The sequence below is a fragment of the Streptomyces parvus genome (genome assembly GCF_032121415.1).
Classification (GTDB): domain Bacteria; phylum Actinomycetota; class Actinomycetes; order Streptomycetales; family Streptomycetaceae; genus Streptomyces; species Streptomyces globisporus_A.
The window spans coordinates 1,704,170-1,725,539 of sequence record NZ_CP135079.1 but is presented as its reverse complement, the minus strand read 5'-3'; the positions used below and the strand labels follow the sequence as shown (position 1 = coordinate 1,725,539).

Here is a 21,370-nt window from a genome sequence, read left to right as displayed (position 1 = left end):
GGGTGCGCTGCCGGCTCTCGGCCGCCGCTCGCCCTGATCCGGCTACTCGCCCTTCGCCGCGATCAGGCCCGGCAGCCGGTTCAGCATCCGCACCTTGCCGCCGGAGGCCGTGTCCGCACCGGAACCGGCCCCCGCGGCCCGCGGCGGTACGTGCACCAGCTGGCTGGAGACGCGCTCCTTGGTGAGGGTGCTGTTCACCTCGCCGGTGAGCAGCGCCTTCACATCCGGGTTGACCTCGGGCCGCAGCCCCTCCGCGGCGACCTGCCGTTCGAAGTGCTTGCTGTTGAAGAAGACCAGCGCCCCGCCGTCCTCGGTGCGCAGCCCCAGCGGTGCGAACGTGCTGCCCGTCAGCGGCTGGTCGACGTACTGGTACGAGAACCCCGCCCGCCGTGTGGTGCGGCGCGTCTCGCGCCAGCCGGAGGTCGACGTGGACGGGGTGAACACGTCCGGGGCGCCGTTCTGCAGATAGCCGGTGTACGAGGCGCTCAGCTCCGCGGGCGCCACGGCCAGCTCGTCGTCCTGCGGCTTCACCGGGGTGGCGAGCCCGTCCCCGTCCAGGGCGAACTCCGGCACCTGGGACGCCGGGAGGACGCCGAGGTAGGCCGCCTTCCACAGCGCGTCGGGGCCCGTCCGTACGAACACCACCAGCCAGCGGGTGTCCAGCTTCCCGCCGTCCTGGTCCCGGTTGGAGTCGGTGTCCGCGAGGAACCAGCGCGGCCAGCCCGCCTTCTTGGGGATGACGTACACCGCGTCGTCCAGCACCAACGGCTTGTGCGCCTTGTTGCCGTCGGGGTTGTACGTCCGGCGGGCCTTCAGCCCGGCCTGGTTGATCGCGCCGAGCGAGCCCGTCACCCGGTCCGCGTCCAGGGCCGGATCGAACGCCTTGTCCGCCGCGTTGTAGGCGTCGGTGAAGTCCTTGAGCGCCTGGGCGGCCTCGGACTTCTTCGCCCCGGGCAGCACTTCCAGCTCCCCGTGCACCGTCACACAGCCGGTCGCCGTCACGCACAGCGCCGTCGCCGTCGCGAGCCCCGCCGTCAGCCGACCCAGCCCAGGGTGTCTCGTCATCCGTTGCTTCTGCGCCTTCTGCATCCGTCGCCCGCACTGACCGTCGAAACCCTACCGGGGCCGCGAACGGCGTGCGGGCGCGGACCGGATACAGCGTCCACACCGTGACTTCGGGCCCGAAGTCCCCTCCGCGCCGGGCCGCTTCAGGCGTGGCGGACCGGCACGATCAGGGGTGTGCCCGTACGGGGATGGGGGAAGACCTCCACCGGCTGCCGGTAGACCTCGCCGAGCAGTTCGCCGCTGAACACCGTCCCGGGCGGGCCCAGTTCCGCGATCCGCCCGTCATGCAGGACGGCGGCCCGGTCCGCGTACGCCGCGGCGAGACCCAGATCGTGCAGGACGACGACCACCGCGTCCCCGGCGGCGGCCCGCTCCCGGCAGATCCGCAGCACCAGCTCCTGGTGGCGCAGGTCCAGGGCGGCGGTCGGCTCGTCGAGCAGCATCAGCGGGGCCCGCTGCGCCAGCACCCGGGCCAGCGCCACCCGCGCCTTCTCCCCGCCCGACAGCGCCGAGAACGGGCGGGCCGCGAACCGGGCCACCTCGGTCGCCGCCATCGCAGCGGCCACCGCCGCGTCGTCCTCGTCCTCCCGCTCCGTACCCGCCCAGGGCGCCCGCCCCATCCGTACGACGTCCTCCACCGGGAACGGGAAGGACAGCACGGCCGACTGCGGCAGCACCGAGCGGCGCAGCGCCAGTTCGGGCGCGGACCACGCGGCGGCCGGGCGGCCGTCGATCCGCACCTCGCCGCTTCCGGGGGCCAGATCGGCGGCGAGCGCGGCCAGCAGCGTCGACTTGCCGGCCCCGTTCGGACCGACCAGGGCGACCACCTCGCCCGCGTACGCGGTCAGGTCGACGGAGTCCAGCACCTGCCGCTGCCCGAGGCGGACCGAGAGTCCGGCGGCCTCGACGGCGGGGGAGCCGGGCGTGACGGACGAGGGCAGCTCCCGGGTCCGTACCGCGAACAGATCTCTCAGCGTCCTCATGCCCAACCACCTTGCTTACGACGGGTCCTGCGCAGCAGCCAGAAGAAGAACGGGCTGCCGAAGAGCGCGGTCAGCACCCCGAGCGGCAGTTCGGCCGGGGCTGCCACCGTCCGGGCCGCGAGGTCACCCGCCACCAGGACCAGGGCGCCGCCGAGCGCGCTGCCCGGGACGAGGAAGCGGTGGCCCGGGCCGTTCGCCATCCGCAGCAGATGCGGGACGAGCAGCCCGACGAAGGAGATGATCCCGGCCACGGCGACCGCGGCGGCCGTCAGCAGCGCCACCACCAGCACCAGCACGATCCGCAGCCGCTCCACGTCCACGCCCAGGTGCCGGGCGGGCCGCTCGCCGAGGGCCAGCAGGTCCAGCTTGCGGGAGTGGAACGGGGCGATGAGCAGCCCGGCCAGCGCGCACGGCAGCACGGCCAGCACCTTGGGCCAGGTCGCCTGGGAGAGCGAACCGAGCTGCCAGAAGGTGATCTGGGTGATCTGCGCGTTGTCCGCGAAGAAGATGAAGAGCCCGATCAGCGCGCCCGCGAAGGCGTTGACGGCGATACCGGTGAGGATCAGCGTCACCACCTCGGTCCGGCCGCCGGAGCGCGACAGCGCGTAGACGAGCAGCACGGTCGCCAGCCCCGCGAGGAACGCGAAGACGGTGATGGTCCAGTTGCCGAAGAAGGTCAGGCCGAGCGCGATCGAGGCGACCGCGCCGACCGCCGCGCCCGCCGAGATCCCGATCACGCCGGGTTCGGCGAGCGGATTGCCGAACACGCCCTGCATCAGGGCGCCCGCGCAGCCGAGCGACGCGCCGACGAGTACCGCGAGGGCGACCCGGGGGAGCCGCACGTTCCACAGAACGCTCTCGCCGACCCGGTCCAGCGCCTGCCCGCCGAGCCCGATCCGGTGCTGTACGGAGGACAGGACGTCCCCGAGCGGGATGCTGTACGCGCCGATCGCCGCCGACAGCAGACAGCCGGCGAGCAGGGCGAGCGAGAGCCCCAGAGTGAGCAGATACGCCTTCCTGCGCGGGGACGTGGCGCCGGGGGCCTCGGGGGCGACGCCCTCCGCCGGTCCGCTCGCGGACTTCTCCACGGGCCCGGTGCGTTCCTGGTACGAGGTGGTCACCGGCCCTTCCCGCCCTTCGCGTACAGCTGCTCGACGATCTCGGTGAGCACCCGGTCGGTACGCGGCCCGTAGTTCAGCAGCACGCCGTCGTCGACCGTGACGACCCGGCGGTCCATTCCGGCCGGGGTCTCCGCGATCCCCGGGATCCTCACCAGTCCGTCCATCCCGCCGACCGACTCGAACCCCTTGGTCATCAACAGGATCGCGTCCGGGGCGGCCTTGGCGAGGGCCTCGCTGGTGATGGCGGTGAAGTCCTTGTCCAGCCCGGATTCCTTCCCGGCGTCGACCGCGCCCGCCGCCTCCAGCAGCGAACCGGCCCCGGACTCCGCGCCGCCCAGCAGATAGACGGAGGCCGAACCGCGCAGATAGAGGAAGGCGACCCGGGGCTTCTCGCCGTCGGTGTGGTCCGGGACGGTCTTCTGGACCTCGGCGATCCGCTTCTCGGTGCGCTCCTTGAGCTCCGCCCCGGCCGAGGGTACGCCGAGGGCCTCGGCGACGGTGTCGATCCGGCGGCCCACGTCGTCGAGCCCCTGGGCGGGTTCGACGACGAGCAGCGGGATGCCCGCGTCCCGGATCTGGTCGATGGCCTCGGACGGGCCTGTGGTGGTGTCGGCCAGCACGATCGTCGGCTTCAGGGAGAGCACGCTCTCCGCCGAGACGTCGTGGGCCCGGGTCACCACCGGGAGTCTCGCAGCCTGTTCGAAGGTGGCGGTGATGTCCCGGGCGACGACCTGCTCGCCGAGCCCGAGGGTGAAGACGATCTCGCTGAGCGACCCCGTCAGCGGCACGATCCGGTCGGTGGAGCCGATCGTGACCTTCTCGCCGTCGGCCGAGTCGACCGTCACCGGCAGCTTCGGCTTCGGCGCGCCGGCCAGCGGCTCGACCCGGTCCGCGTCGGCGGAGCTCCTGGCGGACGCGGACTTCGGTGCCGCATCGCCTCCGCCGCCGCAGCCGGTCAGGACCAGGGCGAGGGCGAGCGCGGCGGCAGCCCTGCCCCGGGCCGGGCGACGGCGGGCCGTCGTCGCGGCGTCCGGGCCCGTCGGGGCGAAGTCCTGCGAGATGCGCACTGGGGCACCGTCCTGTCGTTCTGCGGCGTGCGATGGGCCGTTCGCCGTAACGGCGTGACCGGAAGGGTTCCGGCTCGGGCTGGGGATAGCTTAGGTTAGCCTTACCTGTGTAGCCAGTCCTCGGAGGGTCCGTCATGCCGTCGTCCAGATCCAGCCGCGCACTCGCCGTCGCGCTCCTCGCGGTACTGCTGGGAGCCCTGCTCCCCGCCGCCACCGCGCAAGCGGCAAGCCGCACGGTGCAGGGCGGGCGGTTGGACTGGGGCATCAAGGCCTCCTTCCAGAGCTATGTCACCGGGCCCATAGCGAACGGCAGTTGGAGCCTGACCGGCGGCGCGGCCACGGTCGGCGGCAGCCAGTTCCGCTTCCACTCGGCGACCGGCTCCTACGACCCGGACTCCGGGGCGTTCAACTCCGCCTTCTCCGGCGGCGTGCACTTCACCGGCCACAAGAAGGCCGACGGCGGCAACGAGCTGGACCTCACGATCAGCCGCCCCACGATCCGCATCAGCGGCGGCAGCGGCATGCTCCACGCGGACATGGTCAGCAAGGAGCGGGGGACCGGCAAGGTCTCCAACCGCTCCCAAGTGCCCCTGGCCAAGCTCGGTCTCGGCGGTATCGACATGAAGGGCGGGTCCACCCCGATCGCCCTCACCGGCGTCCCCACCACGCTGACCGCCGAGGGCGCCTCCGCCTTCGCCGGCTACTACACCGAGGGCACCCCGCTCGACCCGGTCAGCCTCTCCGTCGACACCGAGGGCGCCGCCGCCCAGCCGAAGCGGACCGCCCCGGACGAGAAGAAGGACGGCGGCGAGAAGAAGGACCAGCCGAAGAAGGACAAGGAGAAGGCGGGCCGCTTCGAGGACGCCGCTGTCGACTGGGGCGTACGCCGCACCTTCCGCGAGTACGTCACCGGCTCCATCGGCCAGGGCGCGTGGACGCTCGCCGACGGCGCCGAGGACGGCGGGGCCCTGTTCCGCTTCCCGCAGGGCAAGGGAACGTACGACGCGAAGAAGCGGACGCTGGACGCCGAGTTCAGCGGCAGCATCCGCTTCACCGGCGCCCATGGCCTCGACCTGAAGTTCTCCGCCGTCACCGTCGCCGTCACCGAGGGCGAAGGCACCCTCTCCGCCGACGTCACCAGCGAGGGCAGGACCACCGAGAACGTCCCGGTCGTCACCTTCGCCGCGAAGGGCTTCGCTCCGAAGAACGGCCTCGCCGCCCTCACCGAAGCCCCCGCCACCCTCACCGCCGAAGGCTCCGGGGCGTTCGGCTCCCTGTACAAGGCGGGTACGGCGATGGACCCGGTCTCGCTCGCCGTGACCGTCGACGACCAGGCCCGGCTGCCCGCCCTGCCCGACCTCGGCAGCGAGCCGACCGCGGCCGCCGAGCCCACGAAGAAGGCCGCCGGGGAGCCCTCCGCCGCACCGGCGGGCGCCTCCTCCGGCTCCGGCCCGGGCGCCGGCGCCCGGGCGGCCATCGGCGGCGGTGCGCTGCTCCTCCTCGGAGCGGTTGCGGCGTTCCTCGCCCTGCGCCGCCGGTCAGCGCGGCCGGCCCCCGAGGCCGCCGACGCCTCCGCGACCCCCGACGCCCCGCAGACTTCCTGACCCCGGCATCCCCCATGCGTGCCTTATGGATCCTCACCCCTCCCCCCACGCTTCTCTACCGCCCCCGGTCCCCTTAGGAGACACACCGACATGGCAGCAACCCGCCGCCCCACAACCCTTGCCGCGGCCGTCGCCACGGCCGCCGCCCTCGGCGCCACCGCCTTCGCCCTCCCGGCCCTCGCCGCCGGCTCCCCGGCGGCGGGGCCCGCCGCCGGGCCGAAGCTGGAGATCGTGGACGGCACCCTGGACTGGGGCGTCAAGGAGTCCTTCCGCAAGTACCTCGTCAGCCCCATCGCGCAGGGCAAGATCACCGTCACCGACGGCGCCCGGCAGGCCGACGGCAACGGTGTGTTCACCTTCACCGGTGCCAAGGGCTCGTACGACGTGGGGACGCACGAATCCCTGGCCGCGTTCGAGGGTGGCGTCCGGTTCGAGGGCCACCACGGTGTGCTCGATGTCCGGCTGAGCGACATCAAGGTCGCCTCGGGCACCGGGACCGGCACCATCACCGCAGACTTCACCAGCAAGAAGACGGACGGCACCGTCGTCACCAAGGACGACGCCCCCATCGCCGTGCTCGACATGACCGCCGCCGAGCGGGGCCGGGGTGCGGGCGGCGAGACGGTCCTCACCGGCATTCCGGCCAAGCTGACCGCCGAGGGCTCGGAGGCCTTCGCCGGCTTCTACCAGGAAGGCGCCGAACTCGACCCGGCGACACTGTCGCTCAGGACCGCGGCGCCGAGCCCGTCCCCGTCGGACGACCCGACCAAGGACCCGACGAAGGACCCGGACCCGACCAAGGACCCGAGCAAGGATCCCTCCGCGGACCCGAGCGCGGACCCGAGCGCGGACCCGACCAAGGACCCGGGCGGCGACCCGACCCCGACCGCCTCCCAGACCGCCGCGCCCGTCAGTGGCCCGGTCGTCGACGGCACCCTCGACTGGGGCGTCAGGCAGCAGTTCCGCGACTACGTGGTCGGCCCGATCGCCCACGGCAAGATCGTGACGAGCGACGGCGCGTCCGCCGACGGTGACGGCTACCGCTTCACCAGGGCGACCGGCCTCCTCGACGCCGACAAGAACACCCTCGACGCCGCGTTCAAGGGCAAGGTGCGCTTCCTCGGCCACGAGACCAAGGGCGAGTACGTCCTGGACCTCTCCCTCAGCAACCTGAAGGTCGACATCGAGGGCACCTCCGGCACGCTCCTCGCCGACGTCTCCTCCAAGGACCAGAAGTCCGGCAAGGTCAGCGAGTTCACCGCCCTGTCCTTGGCCGACCTGAAGGTGCCCGCCGGCGCGCTCGCCGCCAAGGGCGGCATCGTGAACCTCAGAGACGTCCCCGCGACGCTGACCACGGACGGCGCGAAGGCGTTCGGCGGCTTCTACCGGAAGGGCGAGGCCCTCGACGCGCTGAACGTCGCGGTCTCCCTCGACAAGGACGCCCGGCTCCCGGGCGGCTCCACCGGCGGTTCCGGCTCCACGGGCGGGGCGGGCTCCACCGGCGGCTCCACGGCGGGCGGTTCGACCACCGGCGGCTCCACGGTCGGCGGCGGCTCCACCGGCGGTTCGGTCGGCGGCTCCGGCTCCCTGGCGGCCACCGGCTCCGGCCTCCCGGCCGGCGCCCTGATCGCCGCCTCCGGCGTCGTCGTGGCGGCCGGCGCCGGTGTCGTGATCGCGGCGCGCCGCCGCCGCGACACCACCGCCTGACGCACCCGCACATCCCCGGGGCCGTACCGGCGGCAGCTGTGCCCGCCGGCACGGCCCCGCGGCCCTTACCGCTCGTTTCCCGCCCCGGCGCCCGGCAGTGCTTGAATGCCCTGGTGAACGACTACGACGTACCCCGGGGCATCGACGTCCTGCGGGTGTTCTGCGGACCCGACGGCCGGTACGGCAACGCCCTCGGCGTCGTACGCGACGGAAGCGGCCACCCCGACGAGGCGTCCCGGCAGCGGCTGACCCGGCAACTGGGCTTCAGCGAGACCGTGTTCGTCGACGACCCGGAGCGCGGCCGGGTGGACATCCACACCCCGGGCCTCCGGCTGCCGTTCGCCGGACACCCGCTGGTCGGCGCCGCCTGGCTGCTCGACCTGGAGGTCCTGGAACTGGCCGTCGGGGACGTGTTCGCGCGCCAGGACGGCGAGTTCACCTGGATCACCGCCCGCCCGGAGTGGGCCCCGCCGCGCACGCTCCAGCAGTACGCGAGCGCCGCCGAGATCGAGGCGCTGCCGGGACCGCCGCCCGGCGAGGGGTGGCTCTACGCCTGGGCCTGGGAGGACGAGGCGGCTGGACGGGTCCGGGCACGGGCGTTCCCGAGGCGGGGCGAGGAGAGGGGGATCGTCGAGGACGAGGCGACGGGCGCCGCCGCCATGCTGCTGAGCGCCCACCTCGGCCGGGCCCTGAACATCACACAGGGACGCGGCTCCCAGATCCTCACCGCGCCCGCGCCGGACGGCACGGTGGAGGTCGGGGGCCGCGTCCTGATGGCCGCCCGGGGCTGAACCCGGGGCGGCGACGGGCCGTACGCCTAGGCGCTGAGCGGGAAGACCTCGCCCAGCTCGTGGAAGACCGCGGTGTTCAGCGCGAAGGCGCGCTTGCACTCCTCGACGATGCGCTGCTTCTCCAGGTCGTCCGCGTTCACCGCGTCCAGCAGCTCGCGGTAACCCCGCTTGAAGGCGGCCGGGTTGGTGATCTGCTCGAAGACGTAGAACCGGACGCCGTCGCCCCTGCGCTCGAAGCCCCAGGTCTTCTCCGCCTTGTCGCGGATGATCTGACCGCCCGACAGATCGCCCAGGTAGCGGGTGTAGTGGTGGGCGATGTAACCGGCGGGCCAGGTGCGCGCGCACTCCGCGACCCGGGCCGCGTACGCCGCGGTGGCGGGCAGCGGCTCAAGACCCTCGCGCCAGTCGGCCCCCCGCAGATGCGCCAGGTCGCGCTCCAGCTCGGCGGAGCGCATCAGCTCGGGCTGTATGAACGGACCGGCGACCGGGTCCTCGCGCAGGGCCTCCGCGCCCTCCTCCAGCGCCCGGTACACGAACCACAGCTGCTCGGTGTAGCGCGTGTACGCGTCCACTCCCAGCCGCCCGCCGAGAAGGTCACTCATGAAGGTCGAGGTCTCGGCCTCGGTGTGCTGCTCGTGCGACGCGGTGCGGATGAGCGTCGAGAAGGGAGTGACGGTGGCGGTTGCGTCCAAGGCGGGCCTCCGGGGACCGAGGGGACGGGAAGTCCAGAAAGAGACGGACATATCGGCAGGCGGGCGCCGCGACGGTGCGGCGGCGCGCGCCGGTACGCCGATCCTCCTACTTAGGCTTACCTAAGTCAACTGGTTCCCGACTGCTTGTCGGTAAAAAACTACGCCACGAGGAAGTGGGAGGCCCGATAACGGACAGTTCGGGGTGATTACGGAAGGGTGAGGATCTCCGCTCCGGTCTCCGTGACGACCAGCGTGTGCTCGAACTGGGCCGTCCGCTTCCGGTCCTTCGTCACCACCGTCCAGCCGTCCTCCCACAGGTCGTACTCGTGGGTGCCGAGCGTCAGCATCGGCTCGATGGTGAACGTCATCCCCGGCTGCATCACCGTGGTGGCGTTCGGGCTGTCGTAGTGCGGGATGATCAGGCCGGAGTGGAACGAGGTGTTGATCCCGTGCCCGGTGAAGTCGCGCACGACCCCGTAACCGAAGCGCTTGGCGTACGACTCGATGACCCGGCCGATCACATTGATCTGCCGCCCCGGCCTGACCGCCTTGACGGCCCGGTTCAGAGACTCCCGGGTGCGCTCGACCAGCAGCCGGGACTCCTCGTCCACGTCGCCGCAGAGGTAGGTGGCGTTGTTGTCGCCGTGCACCCCGTTGATGTACGCGGTGACGTCCAGGTTCACGATGTCGCCGTCGCGCAGCACGGTGGAGTCGGGGATGCCGTGGCAGATGACCTCGTTCAGCGAGGTGCACAGCGATTTCGGGAAGCCCCGGTAGCCGAGCGTCGAGGGGTATGCGCCGTGGTCGACCATGAAGTCGTGGGCGACCTTGTCGAGCTGGTCCGTGGTGACGCCCGGGGCGATGTGCTTGGCGGCCTCCTCCATCGCCTGCGCGGCGATACGGCCCGCGATGCGCATCCGCTCGATGGTGTCGGTGTCCTGGACCTCCGGGCCGGTGTACGGCGTCGGAGCCGGCTTCCCCACGTACTCGGGACGCCGGATGTTTCCGGGTACGGAACGGACGGGAGTGATCTCCCCTGGTACGAGAAGCGACTGGCCAGACATGCCAGCGAGTCTAACCAGCGGCCCCGGGGCACCATGGCGATAAGGAAAGGAGCCGTCGATGGCCCTGTTCAAGAAGCGCACGGTCGGCAAGCCGGGCGAGTGGTACTACTGCCTGGAGCACAAGAAGGTCGAGGAAGGCCCGGAGTGCCCGGCGCTGAACCGTTTCGGCCCCTACGCCTCCCGCGAGGCGGCCCAGCATGCGATGGACACCGCACGCGACCGCAACCTGGAGTGGGACACGGACCCGAAATGGCACGAGGAGGACAAGCCGAGCCCGTCCGGCGATTGAGGACGTCCTTCGAAGCCCGCCGGCGATTGAGGCAGCACTCCAGCCCCTCCGGCGTCTGAGGAGCGGGGGTGCGGGGCGGAGCCTCGGGTCACCCCTCCACCCGGGCCTCCCGCCTCCGCACCGCATCCTCGTCCGTCTCCGAGTCGTACCGCACCAGCTTCGGCAACGCGGCGGTCAACAGCACCACGGACGCCACGCACGCCACCCCGCCCGTCCAGATCGCCGAGCGGGTCCCCGTCCAGCCGGCCATCGCCCCGGCCCGCACCTGACCCAGCTGCGGCCCGACGCTGTACGACAGCACCTCGATGCCCGCCAGCCGCCCCCGCAGCTCCTCCGGGATCGTCTGGTTCCAGATCGTCGAGCGCCCCAGCCCGCTCAGCATGTCGCCCGCCCCCGCCACCGCCAGGCAGATCAGCACCACCCACACGCTGGAGAACCAGCCCGCCGCCGCGATCGCCAGACCCCAGGCCGCCGCACCGAACACCACGAACAGCCCGTGCCTGCGCACCCGGCTCGTCCAGCCGCTGGTCAGCCCGAGCACCAGCGAGCCGACCGAGCCCGCCGCGTACATCAGCCCGAGCGACCACTCGGCGTCCAGCTCGTCCGCCAGGAACGGGAAGATCGTGTTCGGGAAGGCGAAGAACATCGCCGCCAGGTCGATCGCGTACGTCCCCAGCAGCACCGGCCGGCTCCAGGCGTACCGCGCCCCCTCCACGATCCCGCGCAGCGACGGCTTCGCCGCCTCCTTGGCAGGCGGCGCGGGGGAGAGCCGCAGACAGAGCACGACGGAGACGGCGAACGTGCACACCGTCACCGCGTACGCCGTGCCGTGACCGGCGTACGCCACCACCAGACCGGCCAGCGCCGGGCCCGCGATCGCCCCGATCTGCCAGCGCAGCGAGTTCAGCGCGGCCGCCGCCGTCTGCTGGGCGTGCGGCACGATCCGGGCCATCAGGGAGTCCAGGGCGGGCCGCTGGAGTCCGGCGAGCGCGGAGACCCCGCCGGCCACCACGTACAGCGGCCACAGCAGTGGCTCCGGGAGCAGGGCGTTGACCAGCAGGACCGCGGCGAGCACCCCGAGCCCCGCCTCGGTGAGCAGGATGACCCGGCGGCGGTCCGCCGAGTCCGCGAGCGCCCCGCCGTACAGCCCGAAGACCACCAGCGGCACCAGCTCCACCGCGCCCATCGCCCCGACCGCGAGCGGGGAGCCCGTGAGGTCCTTGATCTGGAGCGGCAGCGCGATGAGCGCCATGAAGCTGCCGAAGTACGTGATCAGGCCCTGCACCCACAGCAGCCGGAAGTCCGGCGAGGAACGCCACGGCGCGAGATCGGGCAGCAGGGCGCGCAACCGCCCCGGCGGCGGGGGCGAGGGGGCGGAGGCAGGCGGGGGAGGTGCTGAGGTCACGAAGGGCCATGATCCGTACAACGGGGTGTACCGGGCAAGCGAGTTTCCCGGCCGCGCTACCAGCGGGCCGGCGGCGGCTGGGTCAGTCGGTCGGCCGGCCCAGCGAGCCGGTCCCGGAACGTGCGCGGCCCGCCCGCCGGAGGCCGCCCGTTCTCCCCGGCGGCCGCGCTCACCAGATGCTGCGCGATGTCGAGGTCCACCTCGTCGTCCCCGCCGCCCACCAGCGAGTCGTGCGCCAGGCCGCCGACCTCGGGGTCGCCGCCGTCCAGGGTGAGCACCCGCGCCCCGGCCCGCCGGGCATCGTGCACCCGCTCCAGCAGCCCTTCGCCCGGCCGCTCCGGCGCGACCAGCAGCACCGTCTCACCCCGCCCCGCCGCCGCGATCCGGCCGAGCCCGACCGCCAGGTGCGCCGGGTCGCCCGCCGCCACCCGGTGCCGTACGAGCGTGGGAGCCGGCTCCGGCTGCCCCGACCAGGCGGCCTCGTCGGACAGATGGGCCGCAAGATGCCACGGCTCGTACGCCTCGGTCCCCGCCAGCAGCAGGCCGCCGCGCGGGACGACGGAGGCGCGCAGGGCCAGCGCGAACCGGCGGGCGTCCTGCGGCCACCGGGTCCCGGCCAGCACATCGCGGAGCAGGGCGACGCGTACGGCATCCATGGCCCGGCATCCTGCCCCCGCCCGCCGCCCCGGCCGGCCCCGTCGCCCGCCCCCTCACCCGAACGGAGGACGGTGCGGGGAACCGAACCGGCGAGCCGAACCGGCGAGCCGAGCGGGCGAGCTGAACCGGGACGGGCGCGTACCCACGGCCGCTCCCCCCGGCCTACCTGGCAGTAGGGTCGGCCCCATGACTACACAGGACAGCAGCGGCAGCGCGCCCAAGCCCCCCGCCAAGGACCCGTGGGACCTCCCCGACGTCTCCGGACTGAGCGTCGGCGTGCTCGGCGGAACCGGACCGCAGGGGCGCGGCCTCGCCTACCGGCTCGCCCGCGCCGGACAGAAGGTGACGCTCGGCTCGCGGGACGCGGCCCGCGCCGAGCAGGCGGCGGCCGAGCTGGGCTTCGGCGTCGAGGGCGCGGACAACGCGGAATGCGCACGGCGCAGCGACATCGTGATCGTCGCCGTGCCGTGGGAGGGCCACGCCAAGACGCTCCAGTCCCTGCGCGAGGAGCTCGCGGGCAAGCTCGTCATCGACTGCGTCAATCCGCTCGGCTTCGACAAGAAGGGCGCCTACGCCCTCAAGCCCGAGGAGGGCAGCGCCGCCGAACAGGCCGCGGCGCTGCTGCCGGACTCCCGCGTGACCGCCGCCTTCCACCACCTCTCGGCCGTGCTGCTCCAGGACGAGTCCATCGAGGAGATCGACACCGATGTGCTGGTCCTGGGCGAGGCGCGCGCCGACACGGACCTCGTCCAGGCGCTGGCCGGGCGGATCCCCGGCATGCGGGGCATCTTCGCCGGCCGGCTGCGCAACGCCCACCAGGTCGAGTCGCTGGTCGCCAACCTGATCTCGGTCAACCGCCGCTACAAGGCCCACGCCGGACTGCGCACCACCGACGTCTGACCGGGCCCGGTCGGGGCACAACGGGGCATGGGGGACACTGGACGGGACCGCGACCGTTCCCGGCAGGGAGCGCGACCCGTTCCCGACAGGAGCCGACCCCCATGCCCCGCATCGCCCTCTACGCCCTCGTCGTCTGCGTCCTCGCCGTCGTGGCGGCCGTGGTCTCCTTCGCCCAGGGCAGCCTGCTCGGGATCGTCTGGGTGCTCATCGCGGGTCTCTCGTCCAACATGACCTGGTTCTACGTGCGCAGGCACCGCCTGGCCACCGCCCCCGACGCGGGCTGATCCCACGCCGCTCCCCGCTCCACCGCCCGCGGCCTCCGCCAATCAGGTCGAGCGCACCTCTCCCCAGGCGTGCCCCGCCCGGCGGACGCCGCCGGGGGCCGAGCATGTGACGGCTCCGCCACGGACGTGGCGGAACCGGGCGAGGGAGGCCGTGTGGCAGACGCGAGGGACCACGACGTTTCGGGGTCGACCGTGCAGAGGGGTGACCGGACCCAGGGCTTCTGGGAGGAGGTGCGGGACGCCGTCTCGACCCGGGCCGCGCTCGTCATGCTCGGGGTGCTCCTGCTCCAACTGGGCTTCGCCCTCTCCTACATGGGCGCCTTCCACGCACCCGAGCCGCGCCGCGTGCCGATCACCCTGGTCGCCCCGCCCGCCGTGGAGCGGGACCTGGTGGCACGCCTCGACGCGCTGCCCGGCGACCCGCTGCGGGTCACCGCCGTCCAGGACCGCGCCGAGGCACGCGCACGGCTGCTGGACCGCCGTACGGACGCCGCCCTCGTCGTGCACCCGGTGAGCCGCACCGACACCCTGATCGTGGCCTCGGCGGGCGGGCCCTCGGCCACCGCGGCGGCCGCCGAGATCCTTCAGGAGGTCGCCCGGACGCAGAACCGGACGATCGTCGTCCGAGACATCCGCCCGCCCGCCGCCGGAGACTCGCGGGGCCTCTCGTCCTTCTACATCGTCCTCAGCTGGACCATCGGCGGCTATCTCGCGGCCTCGGCCCTGAACATGGCGGCCGGATCCAAGAAGCCCACGCTGCGCCGCACCCTCGTCCGGTTGACGGCGATGCTGCCGTACGGCTTCGTCTCGGGCATCGGCGGCGCGATCATCGTGGGCCCCGTGCTGGACTGCCTGCCGGGCGCGTTCTGGGAACTCGTCGGGATCGGCACCCTCGTGGTGTTCGCCTCCGGCGCGGTGGGAGTCGCCCTCCAGTCGGTGGCGGGCACGATCGGCCTCGGTCTCACCATCCTGATCTTCACGGTCCTGGGGAACCCCAGCTCCGGCGGGGTGTACCCGTCCTCCCTGCTGCCGCCGTTCTGGAGCGCGATCGGCCAGGCGCTCCCGCCGGGCGCCGGGACGACCGTGGTGCGCAACACCGTCTACTTCGACGGCAACGCCACCACCGGCGCTCTCTGGATCCTCGGCGCCTGGGCCTTCGGCGGCGTCGTGGTGGCGATTCTGGCCGCTGCCGTACGGGCGTCCCGGGCAGCTCGTCCCCCCGCCCCGGCCGCCGGGCCCACCGCCCCGGCGGTCTGACGCCGCGACCCGGGCCGTGCGGTCAGCCGACCGCGCAGCCCGGGTCCTGCTCGTCGAAGAGGCCCCGCCAGAAGCGGTACAGGTCGTAGCCGCAGTACCGCTGGAACTCCTCGACGCCCAGGCCGCGCAGCAGCGCGTGGATCGCGTCGAAGAAGGCGATGTTCACCTCGGGGATCCACAGGATCGCGAACACGGCGATCAGCCCGAACGGCGCGATCGGCTCCACCTGGCGGCGGATCCTGTTCGAGAGCCAGGGCTCGATCACCCCGTACCCGTCCAGCCCCGGGATCGGCAGGGAGTTCAGGATCGCCGCCGTCACCTGGAGCATCGCCAGGAACGCCAGCGCGTACTGGAAGGCGCGCGGCACGCCGTCCAGCGCGTCCAGCCAGAACGGGGCCGTACAGAGAATCGCGAACGCCACGTTCGTCAGGGGGCCCGCCGCCGAGATCAGGCTGTGCTTCCACCGGCCGTGGATCCGGCCGCGCTCGATGTAGACCGCACCGCCGGGCAGCCCGATGCCGCCCATGATCACGAAGAGCACCGGGAGCACGATGCTCAGCAGCGCGTGCGTGTACTTCAGAGGGTTGAGCGTGAGATAGCCCTTCGCCCCCACCGACAGGTCCCCGCTGTGCAGCGCGGTGCGGGCGTGCGCGTACTCGTGGAGGCAGAGCGAGACGATCCAGGCCCCGGTGACGAACAGGAAGACGGCGAAGCCGGTGGCGTCCGCGAAGCCCGTCCACACCGCCCAGCCCGCGACCGCGGTGACGGCGGCGATGCCGAGGAAGACCGGGCTGATCCTGCGGTCGCCGCGGGTGGCTGCGGTGGTCATCGGCGTTCGACTCCCTCGGGTGGGGACGGGGTGACCCTACGGTCCGGCAGGACTGGAACGTCGGCGACCGCTTGTGGAGTTCCACCCGGTCAACGCCGGTCCTTCGTCCGTCACGGACAATAGGCCCTGTGCACTACAGCGTCCTCGGCACCACCCGGGCACTCCGCGACGACGGCACGGCCGTCACCCTCGGCGGGGCGCGGCTGCGCGCCCTGCTCACCGTCCTCGCACTGCGCCCCGGACGGACGGTCCCGGCCGGGGTCCTCGTCGACGAGGTGTGGGACGGTGAGCCGCCCGCCGACGCGGCCGGCGCGCTCCAGGCCCTGGTCGGACGGTTGCGGCGGGCGCTCGGCCGCGGCGCCGTCGAGTCCGTGGCGGGCGGCTACCGGCTCGCGGCCCCGCCGGACGCCGTCGACCTGCACCGTTTCGAGCGGCTGGCGGGGGAGGGGAGCCGGGCCCTGGAGGACGGCGACGCCGCTTGCGCCCTCGCCGTCCTGCGGGAGGCCCTCGCCCTGTGGAACGGGCCCGCCCTCGCCGATCTCCCCGACCGTACGGCGACCGCGTCCCGCTGGGAGGCCCGCAGGCTCGACGCACGGCGGGCCGCGCTCGGGGCGCTCCTCGCGCTCGGCAGACCGGCGGAGGCGCTGCCCGAGCTGGCCGTGCTCTGCGACGCCCATCCGCTCGACGAACCGCTCCAGGCCCTGCGCATCAGGGCCCTGCGGGACGCCGGACGCCCCGCCGAGGCGCTGGCCGCGTACGAGGAGGTCCGCACCCTGCTCGACGACCGCCTCGGCACCGCCCCAGGACCGGCCCTGCGCGCCCTCCACACCGAACTGCTCCACCCCGACCCGGCCGACCCGGGGCCGCTCCCCCGCTCCCCGGGTGCGACCGCGCCGGGGCCTTACGCCCGGTCCTTTGGGGCCCCCGCGCCGGAGCCCGCGACCCGGCCCGCCCCCGGCCTCGCGGGCGGGGCCGCCCCGCAGCCCGGGGCCCGGCCGCCGGCCCCCGACGCCCCGGCGGTACCGGCCCCCCACCGCACGCCCGGCCCCGGCGACCACCTCGCCCCCGGCGGTCCGGCGTCCCGCGGTGGCCCGGCGCTCCCCGACGGCTCGGCGTACCCCGGCAGTCCGCCCGCCCCCGGCAACCTCCGCGCCCGGCTCACCAGCTTCGTCGGGCGCGCCACCGACATGGCCGCCCTGCGCGAGGACCTCGGCCGCGCCCGGCTGGTCACCCTGCTCGGACCCGGTGGCGCGGGCAAGACCCGGCTGTCGCAGGAGACCGCGGAAGCCGCCGCCGACGCCTGGCCCGACGGTGTCTGGCTCGCCGAACTGGCCCCCGTCGACGACCCGGACACCGTGCCCGAAGCCGTCCTCGGCGCCCTCGGGGCCCGCGAGACCGTGCTGCGCGGAGCGGGCGCCGAGGAACTGCGCGCCGCCGACCGCACCGGCGACGACCCCCTCGTACGCCTCACCGAACACTGCGCCCCGCGCCGGATGCTGCTCCTGCTCGACAACTGCGAGCACGTCGTCGGGGCCGCCGCCGCCCTCACCGACCACCTCCTCACCCACTGCCCCCGGCTCACCGTCCTCGCCACCAGCCGCGAACCCCTCGGCGTACCGGGTGAGTTCGTCCGCCCCGTCGACCCGCTGCCCGACCCGATGGCCCTGCGCCTGCTAGCCGAGCGCGGGGCGGCGGCCCGGCCCGGCTTCCGTACCGACGCCGACGAGGCGACCGCCGCCGCCTGCGCCGAGATCTGCCGCAGGCTCGACGGGCTGCCGCTCGCCATCGAACTCGCCGCCGCCCGGCTGCGGATGCTCACCCCGCGCCAGATCGCCGACCGGCTCGACGACCGCTTCCGCCTCCTCACCAACGGCAGCCGCACCGTCCTGCCGCGTCAGCAGACCCTGCGCGCCGTCGTCGACTGGTCCTGGGACCTGCTCGACGCCGCCGAACGCGCCGTGCTGCGCCGCCTCTCCGTCTTCGCCGGAGGCTGCTCGCTGGCCGCGGCCGAGGAGGTCTGCGCCCTGCCCGAACCGGCCGACGGCGTCGTCGTGGACTCCCCGGACGTCGCGTCCCTGCTCGGCTCCCTCGTCGACAAGTCCCTCGTGGTCGCCGCGCCCGGCGACGACGGGGAAATGCGCTACCGGTTGCTGGAGACGGTCGGCGAGTACGCCGCGGAGCGCCTGGAGGAGGCGGCGGAACGGGCCGCCGTCGCGCGCCGCCACCTGACCCACTACCGGGAGCTCGCCCGGATCACCGGGCCGAAGGTGCGCGGCAGCGGGCAGCGGGAGGCGATCGCCGTCTTCCAGCGCGAGTACGAGAACCTGCGCACCGCCCTCCGCCACGCCGTCGTCGGCCGGGACGAGCACGAGGCGCTGTGCATCGTGCTGTCGATGGCCTGGTACTGGACGCTGCGCGACCTGCGCGCGGAGGCCCGTCAGTGGAGCGAGCTCGCCGCCTCGCTCGGCCCCGATCCCTTCGCCCCGCCCGGCCTCCAGGCCCCCTGGCTCTCGGAGCGGCCCACCGACCGGCCCCCGCCGATGGGAGACGAGCAGCTCGCGGAGGCACGGCGCGGGGTGTCCCTGATCCAACTGGCCGGAGTGGACAACGCGATCAGCACCTGGTCGACCCCGGAGGGCAAGGCGCGGCTGCGGATCATCGCGGACACCTACCGGCCCGGCATGCCGCAGACCTGCCGCATGCCCGGAACGTTCTGGCTGTTCGCGATCATGTTCACCGGCGACCTGGAGCAGCTGTACGCGGTGCTCGACGAGACGGTCCGGGCCTCCCGGGTCCATGGTGCCGAGTGGGAGCTGGGCTCCGTGCTCCACACCCGTGCCAACCTGCTGGCCAACAGCCCCGAGCGGGTGGCCGACGCGCTCGCCGACGCCGACGAGAGCCTGGAGATCTACACCCGGCTCGGCGACGACTGGGGCGCTGCCGAGGCGCTCTCCGCACGGGGCGAGGCCAACGAGCGGGCCGGTGACTTCGCGGCGGCGCTGGACGACTACCGGGCCGCCGTGGAGTACGCGCGGAAGATCGGCGCGCAGAGCCAGGCGGCGCTGCTGCGGGCCCGGTACGCCGGATCCCTCATCGAGCTGGACCGGCTCCCGGAGGCCGAGGCCATCCTGCGCGAAGTCACCGAGAACGGGCGGGAGCTGGGCCACGAGGCGACACCGATGGCGCGGATGCACCTGGGATTCGTGCTCGGTCTCCAGGGGCGGGTGGACGAGGCCCGCCAGCAGGCGTACCTGGTCCGCGAGGACTTCAGTTCCCGGGATGTCGCCATCTTCGGCGGCTTCGTCCACGGCGTGCTGGCCTGGCTGGACAACCTCGACGGAGACCACTCCTCCGCCCTGGAGAACGCGCTGACCGCTCTGGAGAGCGCGCGGGAACCGCTGTCGATGATGGTGGCCCCGCAGATGCCGTCGGCCCATCTGACCGCCATCGCCCAGGCGCTCGCCGGGTTCGGCGGAGCCGACGCGGCGAAGGACGCCGCCCGGCTGCTGGCGTTCCAGGCGGTGCTCCTGCCGAAGGGGCATGTGCCGACCACGATGGAGCGCCGAAACCTCGTTCTCGCCGAGCAGGCCGCCCGGGACCGGCTCGGCGGCGACGCGGCCTACGAGGCGGCGTACGAGCAGGGCGGCGGCCTCACCCTCGACGAGGCCACCGCCCTGGCGGAGGCGTACCGGCCGACGCCTCCGCCCACGTAGCGGCCCGCGGTTCAGGCCTTCCTGCGGAACTTGGCCACCGCCAGCGGAGCCATCACCAGCGTGATGCCGACGGCCCAGGCGAGCGTCCACCAGACCGAGTCGCCGACCGGGCCGCCCTGCATGAGCGCCCGTGCCGCGTCGGCGAGGTTGGAGAGCGGGTTGTAGTCGGTGAAGGCCTGGAGCCAGCCCGGCATGGTCTGGGTCGGCACGAAGATCGAGGAACCGAACTGCAGGGGCATCAGCACGAGCATCGCCGTCCCTTGAACAGCCTGGGCCGTCTTCATGGTCAGCCCGAGCAGGATGAAGATCCACATGATGGCGGCGCCGAACACCGCCGACAGCGCGACCGCCGCGAGGAGCCCGAACACGGAGCCGTGCAGCTCCATGCCGACGACGAACCCCATGGTGAGCAGGATGAACATGGCGACCATCAGCCGGCCGAGCTCGACCACGATCTTGGCGATGAGCACCGAGGACCGGGCGATCGGCATCGTCCGGAACCGGTCCATGACCCCCTTGCGGAAGTCGTCGTTGACGCCCGTGCCGACGGCCATGGCGATGTTCAGCCCCATCATCGCCATCAGCCCCGGCACCAGGTAGTTCACATACTCCTGCCGGTTCCCGCCGAGGCTGGCGCCGACCGAGCCGCCGAAGACGTACACGAAGAGCAGGATGAAGATGACCGGCATCAGAAGGACGTCGAACATCGACTCCGGGTCCTTCTTGATCTGGAGCAGATTGCGCCGCGCCAGGGCCCCGATGTGCCGGAGGTTGGCCCGCAGGCCGATCCGGCCCTCGTCCGCCACGGCCGCCTTGACGGGTGCGGGGCCCGGGGACCCGGCGGGCGCGGGGGTCGGTGCTGTGGTGGTGGTGCTCATGCGGCGACCTCCTGGGGAGCCGGGTCGGAGAGGGGGGCGGCCTTGTCGCCGGTGATCGCGAGGAACACCTCGTCCAGGCTGGGCAGGGCGGTGGAGACATGGGCCAGCGAGAAGCCGCGCACGCCCAGCAGCCCGATGACGGCGGTCAGCTGCTCGTCGCTGAGGATCGGCACGTACAGCAGCCCCTCGTCCCCTACGGCCTGGACCCCGGCGACACCGTCGAGCCCGGCGTCCCGGATCGCCTGCGCCATCGCGGCCAGCTCCGCCGGGTCCGAGGGCCGGATGTGCAGGGTGCGGCCGCCGACCTTGGCCTTCAGCTCGTCGACCCCGCCCCGGGCGATGATCTTCCCCCGGTCGATGACCGTCAGCTCCTTGGCGAGCTGCTCGGCCTCCTCCATGTACTGCGTGGTCAGCAGGACGGTGGCGCCCTCGGCGACCATCCGCTGCACCTCGTCCCAGACCTCGTTACGGGTCCGGGGGTCGAGCCCCGTCGTCGGCTCGTCCAGATACAGCACGGCCGGGCTGCCGATCATCGAGGCGGCCAGGTCGAGGCGGCGGCGCATCCCGCCGGAGTACTCCATGCACGCCCGCTTGGCCGCCTCGGTGAGCGAGAACCGCTCCAGCAGCTCGTCGGCGCGGGCCCGGGCCTGCTTGCGGGGCAGATCGAGCAGCCGCCCGATCATGTAGAGGTTCTCCCGGCCGGAGAGCTTCTCGTCGACCGAGGCGTACTGCCCGGTGAGGCCGATGGTGCGGCGGAGCTGCCGGGGCTGCTTCACCACGTCGTAACCCGCGACGACCGCGTGGCCGGCGTCGGGGGTGATCAGGGTGGACAGGCAGCGTACGAGGGTGGTCTTGCCCGCGCCGTTGGGGCCGAGCACACCGAGGACGGTGCCTTCGCGCACATCGAGGTCCACGCCGTCCAGAGCTTTGGTCTCGCCGTAGTGCTTGACCAGCCCCCGCACCTCGACGGCGTTCCGGCCGCTGCTGGGGTTCTTGTCGATTCGTTCCATGTGCACCAGCAGACCAGCGCCCACCGACAGCTCACCGACAGCCCGCCGACACGG

The 21,370-nt window shown here is 73.3% G+C and carries 19 protein-coding genes; 8 read left to right on the top strand and 11 right to left on the bottom strand.

What is annotated here, in order from left to right; translation table 11 throughout:
* Nucleotides 1-42: 42 nt before the first annotated feature.
* The 4 genes from RNL97_RS08870 to RNL97_RS08855 form a co-directional block, all read right to left on the bottom strand.
* Nucleotides 43-1,065, bottom strand: coding sequence for an SCO2278 family lipoprotein (locus RNL97_RS08870; protein WP_313750541.1), 1,023 nt, complete (start codon nucleotides 1,063-1,065; stop codon nucleotides 43-45).
* Between the two features lie 143 nt (nucleotides 1,066-1,208).
* Complete coding sequence (locus RNL97_RS08865; protein ID WP_030583903.1) at nucleotides 1,209-2,048, bottom strand: heme ABC transporter ATP-binding protein; 840 nt, start codon at nucleotides 2,046-2,048, stop codon at nucleotides 1,209-1,211.
* Entirely contained in the window at nucleotides 2,045-3,169 is a 1,125-nt protein-coding gene (locus RNL97_RS08860) for a FecCD family ABC transporter permease (RefSeq protein ID WP_030583900.1), read from the bottom strand. Before RNL97_RS08860 ends, RNL97_RS08865 begins: the two co-directional genes overlap by 4 nt.
* Nucleotides 3,166-4,236, bottom strand: a complete 1,071-nt coding sequence (locus RNL97_RS08855) for a heme/hemin ABC transporter substrate-binding protein (RefSeq protein ID WP_313750540.1) — start codon at nucleotides 4,234-4,236, stop codon at nucleotides 3,166-3,168. Before RNL97_RS08855 ends, RNL97_RS08860 begins: the two co-directional genes overlap by 4 nt.
* Nucleotides 4,237-4,370: 134 nt before the next feature.
* On the opposite strand from RNL97_RS08855, the gene RNL97_RS08850 reads away from it, so the two are divergent.
* From RNL97_RS08850 to RNL97_RS08840, 3 genes are all read left to right on the top strand, one after another.
* The gene (locus RNL97_RS08850) at nucleotides 4,371-5,840 is read left to right on the top strand and encodes an HtaA domain-containing protein (protein WP_313750539.1); all 1,470 of its coding nucleotides are present in this window, start codon (nucleotides 4,371-4,373) and stop codon (nucleotides 5,838-5,840) included.
* A 90-nt stretch (nucleotides 5,841-5,930) separates the two neighbouring features.
* Nucleotides 5,931-7,547 carry an HtaA domain-containing protein gene (locus tag RNL97_RS08845; protein ID WP_243313886.1) on the top strand — a complete coding sequence of 539 codons (1,617 nt, stop codon included), beginning with the start codon at nucleotides 5,931-5,933 and terminating at the stop codon, nucleotides 7,545-7,547.
* 113 nt (nucleotides 7,548-7,660) lie between these two features.
* Nucleotides 7,661-8,338 carry a PhzF family phenazine biosynthesis protein gene (locus RNL97_RS08840; RefSeq protein WP_243313883.1) on the top strand — a complete coding sequence of 226 codons (678 nt, stop codon included), beginning with the start codon at nucleotides 7,661-7,663 and terminating at the stop codon, nucleotides 8,336-8,338.
* A gap of 26 nt (nucleotides 8,339-8,364) precedes the next feature.
* Here the strand turns inward: RNL97_RS08840 and RNL97_RS08835 are convergent, their stop codons facing one another.
* Both RNL97_RS08835 and map read right to left on the bottom strand, forming a co-directional pair.
* Complete coding sequence (locus tag RNL97_RS08835; protein WP_030583882.1) at nucleotides 8,365-9,030, bottom strand: biliverdin-producing heme oxygenase; 666 nt, start codon at nucleotides 9,028-9,030, stop codon at nucleotides 8,365-8,367.
* 206 nt (nucleotides 9,031-9,236) lie between these two features.
* A complete protein-coding gene (gene map / locus RNL97_RS08830) occupies nucleotides 9,237-10,094 on the bottom strand; it encodes a type I methionyl aminopeptidase (protein WP_313750538.1) in 858 nt (285 codons plus the stop codon).
* A gap of 58 nt (nucleotides 10,095-10,152) precedes the next feature.
* On the opposite strand from map, the gene RNL97_RS08825 reads away from it, so the two are divergent.
* Nucleotides 10,153-10,383, top strand: a complete 231-nt coding sequence (locus RNL97_RS08825) for a hypothetical protein (RefSeq protein ID WP_030583878.1) — start codon at nucleotides 10,153-10,155, stop codon at nucleotides 10,381-10,383.
* A gap of 88 nt (nucleotides 10,384-10,471) precedes the next feature.
* Here the strand turns inward: RNL97_RS08825 and RNL97_RS08820 are convergent, their stop codons facing one another.
* Nucleotides 10,472-11,788, bottom strand: coding sequence for an MFS transporter (locus RNL97_RS08820; RefSeq protein WP_030583876.1), 1,317 nt, complete (start codon nucleotides 11,786-11,788; stop codon nucleotides 10,472-10,474).
* 56 nt (nucleotides 11,789-11,844) lie between these two features.
* Nucleotides 11,845-12,444 carry a hypothetical protein gene (locus RNL97_RS08815; protein WP_313750537.1) on the bottom strand — a complete coding sequence of 200 codons (600 nt, stop codon included), beginning with the start codon at nucleotides 12,442-12,444 and terminating at the stop codon, nucleotides 11,845-11,847.
* Between the two features lie 187 nt (nucleotides 12,445-12,631).
* On the opposite strand from RNL97_RS08815, the gene npdG reads away from it, so the two are divergent.
* The 3 genes from npdG (at nucleotide 12,632) to RNL97_RS08800 (ending at nucleotide 14,886) form a co-directional block, all read left to right on the top strand.
* Entirely contained in the window at nucleotides 12,632-13,345 is a 714-nt protein-coding gene (npdG, locus tag RNL97_RS08810) for an NADPH-dependent F420 reductase (RefSeq protein WP_030583872.1), read from the top strand.
* Between the two features lie 101 nt (nucleotides 13,346-13,446).
* On the top strand, nucleotides 13,447-13,629 hold the full coding sequence (locus RNL97_RS08805; RefSeq protein WP_243313876.1) for a hypothetical protein: 183 nt from the start codon (nucleotides 13,447-13,449) through the stop codon (nucleotides 13,627-13,629).
* 153 nt (nucleotides 13,630-13,782) lie between these two features.
* The gene (locus RNL97_RS08800; RefSeq protein ID WP_243313875.1) at nucleotides 13,783-14,886 is read left to right on the top strand and encodes an ABC transporter permease family protein; all 1,104 of its coding nucleotides are present in this window, start codon (nucleotides 13,783-13,785) and stop codon (nucleotides 14,884-14,886) included.
* A 22-nt stretch (nucleotides 14,887-14,908) separates the two neighbouring features.
* Here the strand turns inward: RNL97_RS08800 and RNL97_RS08795 are convergent, their stop codons facing one another.
* Nucleotides 14,909-15,715: a site-2 protease family protein gene (locus tag RNL97_RS08795; RefSeq protein ID WP_243313873.1), complete on the bottom strand. Its 807-nt coding sequence runs from the start codon at nucleotides 15,713-15,715 to the stop codon at nucleotides 14,909-14,911.
* A 128-nt stretch (nucleotides 15,716-15,843) separates the two neighbouring features.
* On the opposite strand from RNL97_RS08795, the gene RNL97_RS08790 reads away from it, so the two are divergent.
* Nucleotides 15,844-19,428: an AfsR/SARP family transcriptional regulator gene (locus RNL97_RS08790; RefSeq protein ID WP_243313871.1), complete on the top strand. Its 3,585-nt coding sequence runs from the start codon at nucleotides 15,844-15,846 to the stop codon at nucleotides 19,426-19,428.
* An 11-nt stretch (nucleotides 19,429-19,439) separates the two neighbouring features.
* Here the strand turns inward: RNL97_RS08790 and RNL97_RS08785 are convergent, their stop codons facing one another.
* Nucleotides 19,440-20,306, bottom strand: coding sequence for an ABC transporter permease (locus RNL97_RS08785; RefSeq protein ID WP_313750536.1), 867 nt, complete (start codon nucleotides 20,304-20,306; stop codon nucleotides 19,440-19,442).
* On the bottom strand, nucleotides 20,303-21,316 hold the full coding sequence (locus tag RNL97_RS08780) for an ATP-binding cassette domain-containing protein (protein ID WP_030583855.1): 1,014 nt from the start codon (nucleotides 21,314-21,316) through the stop codon (nucleotides 20,303-20,305). Before RNL97_RS08780 ends, RNL97_RS08785 begins: the two co-directional genes overlap by 4 nt.
* Nucleotides 21,317-21,370 lie beyond the last annotated feature (54 nt).